Origin of the sequence: Cuspidothrix issatschenkoi CHARLIE-1 (genome assembly GCF_002934005.1) — a bacterium.
Lineage (GTDB): Bacteria > Cyanobacteriota > Cyanobacteriia > Cyanobacteriales > Nostocaceae > Cuspidothrix > Cuspidothrix issatschenkoi.
Window position 1 is genome coordinate 1 of record NZ_PGEM01000045.1, and the last position, 3,528, is coordinate 3,528.

At 40.3% G+C, this 3,528-nt stretch carries 5 protein-coding genes and 1 tRNA gene; 3 read left to right on the forward strand and 3 right to left on the reverse strand.

Going from position 1 to position 3,528, the window contains the following annotated elements; genetic code table 11:
- Window positions 1-717 precede the first annotated feature (717 nt).
- The 3 genes from CUN59_RS07410 to CUN59_RS07420 form a co-directional block, all read right to left on the reverse strand.
- Window positions 718-789, reverse strand: a tRNA-Gln gene (locus CUN59_RS07410).
- 11 nt (window positions 790-800) lie between these two features.
- Window positions 801-1,058, reverse strand: coding sequence for a hypothetical protein (locus tag CUN59_RS21675; RefSeq protein ID WP_104387244.1), 258 nt, complete (start codon window positions 1,056-1,058; stop codon window positions 801-803).
- A 176-nt stretch (window positions 1,059-1,234) separates the two neighbouring features.
- On the reverse strand, window positions 1,235-2,032 hold the full coding sequence (locus tag CUN59_RS07420; RefSeq protein ID WP_104387245.1) for a hypothetical protein: 798 nt from the start codon (window positions 2,030-2,032) through the stop codon (window positions 1,235-1,237).
- Between the two features lie 229 nt (window positions 2,033-2,261).
- Between CUN59_RS07420 and cobU the strand changes: the two genes are divergently transcribed.
- The 3 genes from cobU to CUN59_RS07435 are packed head-to-tail and all read left to right on the forward strand — an operon-like array spanning window position 2,262 to window position 3,519.
- A complete protein-coding gene (gene cobU / locus CUN59_RS07425; protein WP_104387246.1) occupies window positions 2,262-2,810 on the forward strand; it encodes a bifunctional adenosylcobinamide kinase/adenosylcobinamide-phosphate guanylyltransferase in 549 nt (182 codons plus the stop codon).
- A 56-nt stretch (window positions 2,811-2,866) separates the two neighbouring features.
- The gene (locus CUN59_RS07430) at window positions 2,867-3,283 is read left to right on the forward strand and encodes a hypothetical protein (protein WP_104387247.1); all 417 of its coding nucleotides are present in this window, start codon (window positions 2,867-2,869) and stop codon (window positions 3,281-3,283) included.
- A gap of 14 nt (window positions 3,284-3,297) precedes the next feature.
- A complete protein-coding gene (locus CUN59_RS07435; protein WP_104387248.1) occupies window positions 3,298-3,519 on the forward strand; it encodes a hypothetical protein in 222 nt (73 codons plus the stop codon).
- Window positions 3,520-3,528 lie beyond the last annotated feature (9 nt).

Below are 3,528 nucleotides of genomic sequence, written 5' to 3' on the forward strand. Positions count from 1 at the left end.
GGACAGAATATTTTGCTCCGAAGAGCCTCCCATTTCTGGGGTAATGTTAGCTTTGACAATGTTAGAGATCGGTAACTATCTTAAAAGCACTGGTTTAACCCTTAAGCCTGTTTAACTTTTAAGTTCTAGAGCAGGGAACTAGCTACGCATCCCCTGGTAGGTCTTTAACTCTTGCCTCTAACGTAGTTCGGTTAAGAACTCAGTCCAACTAGGCTTTTACAAGCCCTCACTTACCCGAAGGGAAGTGATGGGTGGTTGACGCCGATTTTTTGATCACAAGCGTCTACCATTCTAGTCTGACAATTCTGTGAACCAGGAGGTTAGGTATTGAAACCTGGGAAAAATTTCCTCCTGATAGTCCAGTGTGGCCTTAGCCATACTCCTAACTCCTTCTCTATGGTGTCAATATCTGAGGAGAATCATAAATTTCATTGCCAACAATACTAATTAAATTAAACTTGCCTAAAATTTCTGGCTCTTCCGTACTTCTTATACTAAATTATTTTGCCACAGCCCAAAATCCTGATATGGCAAGGATTTTACCTGAATTCATCGGTTAATTTGACATAAAGTAACTCATATTTGGCATAACAGGTACGGAAGAACCAAAAAATGTGCCATTAATTAATTTTGTTCAGAGACTCATCTAAAATAACTCTTTCCAAATTTAGATGATGGAAATTAAGGATGCAGCTTAACAACCTGTCTTTTATATAACTGGGGCGCTAGGATTCGAACCTAGGGATGGCGGGACCAAAACCCACTGCCTTACCACTTGGCTACGCCCCAATGGATTTACTTTAAATAATATAGCAGTCTGATCTGGAATTAGTCAAGTGTTTTTTCAAAAAATTTTTAGGAATGTGGATAAAAAAATAGGGAGAAGTTGGACTTCCCCCCTGGTTATTATTGTGCTGATCATTGAGCTTTTGATTTTCTTTGAGTTTCTGTCTGAGCATCTGTCTTTGTTTCTTCAGTTGCCGTTTTCTGGCCGAACCACCTCGGCCTTTATCGTTTCTTCCCTGTTTGCGGGGGGATTCCCAGCGTTTGAGTCGCATAGTTTTTATTGCTTAAGTTTCATAATGTAGTTTAATCGTAGCATAGTCATAGAAAAATGTGGGTTTGAGAGATATTTTGCGTAAGTCCTGATTTCTATTCCCTATTTCCTCTTTACTGTCACCGTGGCGTTAGCCATACTACTACCTCTTGCCTCCTGCCTTCTGAACTCCTGCTGTTAACTTTGTTGAATATAACTATGTAGCATCACTAAAGTTTCTGCTAGTTGACTCAAGCGGTTTTCTAGATCCTGTTGTCTGGTTAGGAATTGGCGTAATTTTTGGTGACGAGCGATCGCTATACTCACGCTAGGAACTTGTTCAACGGGGCAGGGACGTGACCACACTTGTCCGGCTCTATCCACCCCACATAGTCGGTAGTCTGTATGCAGAGGTTGAGAAAATTCTTTGCCACCACTAGCACAAATTTCTTCTACATAGTTCATCAACTGTTCAACTTCTGCATGGCGTAATGTAGCTGTTCCCGGTATTTCTGGTTCTTGTAGGTTTGATTCTAACCAACCATTAATAATTGGCCCTTCCAAATAAAGATCCTGAATCTGCTGTACAATTTTTTGTAGTTCTCTTTGCCAACTAGCCACTTTTTCTTGAATTTCTTGTAACATACTCATCGCTAGGGCTGGGTTAGCTACATGACGATGATTGCTGAAACTAGGAGTTTTAAATTTTGGCAGTGTGGGAAATTTTTCACCATTTTCTTTAGCCGGAAATGCTTGTACAGAATCGTGGTGAGGAAATAAATTATTCTGTGAATCTTGACAGGCTTGTTCTGGTTCTGATTTGCTATGAGGGGTTTGTGCTGTAGCTGGGGAATTTTCCCGATACTCATGGGAACGGATGCTAATACGAAAGGAGAAAGATCGTTTTGTCTCTTCACCTGCTTCTGTGGTGACATCATCATTACGACTGTCTAAATCATGTAGCGTTGCTTCGATCCGTTTTAACCCTGCTTTCATACGAATATCCTAAGGTTTATGGTATTGATCAAGAAAGAATTTATAGATTAGAGATTACATGGCTGCGGTTATTGGTAAATGTAGATGACTTCCCTGTAGAAATATAGCGGTATGCACTTGAACAAGATAGGAACTGAAACTTAAAAATCGCAAAGGATCAGGCATTTCCTCCTGCTATAGTTTGTTGAACTCAAGTATTCTTTCTGTTTAAATATTATATTATGAAATAATGAGTCAAGTAATTTTGGTGACTGGTGCAGCCCGGTCTGGTAAAAGCGAATGGGCGGAAGATCTAGCGATAAATTCCGGTAAAATTGTCGTTTATGTGGCTACAGCCATACAAAATCCCGATGATCCAGAATGGCAACAACGGATTGAAAAACATCAACAAAGACGGCCTCAAGATTGGATCACTTTATCTGTGCCGATGGAACTGACTGCTACCTTAGCACAATCACAGCCTAATATTTGCTTGTTAGTTGATTCTTTGGGAACTTGGGTGGCGAATTTTCTGGAAAATGATGATTTGGATTGGGAGAATACTGTGTCAGATTTGTTAGAAATATTACCTTTAGTTGCGGCTGATGTGATATTTGTGGCGGAAGAAACGGGATGGGGTGTAGTTCCAGCTTATCCGATAGGGCGTAAATTCCGCGATCGCCTCGGCTCTTTAGTTCGACAATTAGGGACTATTTGCCACCCTGTCTATTTAGTTACAGGTGGCTATGCTCTCAACCTGAGTATATTAGGTGTACCTTTACCATCGTCTCAATCTTAATGCAAATTTAAAGATTGCATCCCTAAAATTACTGAATTGACATCTAAAATGGGTGCATGGCAACCAAAAATGAAGTTAAGAATTATCTTGCCTACTGGTTTCAGTTAGGGAAGAAGGTTATAGCTGTAAATGGGAAGGTAAGCTTTTTACCTAAAACTATCATCCAAGGCGATCGCTATAGCCAAGAGTTTGAAAAGTGCTGGCTAAAAATCCTCGATCCGGCAACAGGTGACTGTTATCTAGATGGAACACAGGAAACGATCAACGAATTACTAACACCTGCATGGGAAATGCTCCCTTGTGGTCGTTGTTCCATGCCTATAGCCTTAAAAAATATCGGAATGCCAGCATTATTGTGTCCCTGTAGTAATTTATCTGGCTGGCCTAATACGGAATTACCAGCACCACGCAGTCCGGTATGTAGTCAAGAGACGTTGAGTTCAATTTGTGGACGTTTGGTAGAAAATTTCTAGCTAAACTATACACTGTGCTAATTAAAGAACATTATCGTATCATCAAGGCGATCGCCACAGGGCAACTTTATCAAACTTTCCTAGCTGTAAATGAAAGTCAATTTCCTCCCCTTCCTTGTGTGATCCAAAAATTCCTATCTTCCACCCAAACACCTGAAAATTTTCAACATCAAGTACAGCAATTAATAGAATTAGGTAAACATCCCCAAATTCCCAGCTTAATTAGGGCTTGCTGAAAAAGTTGT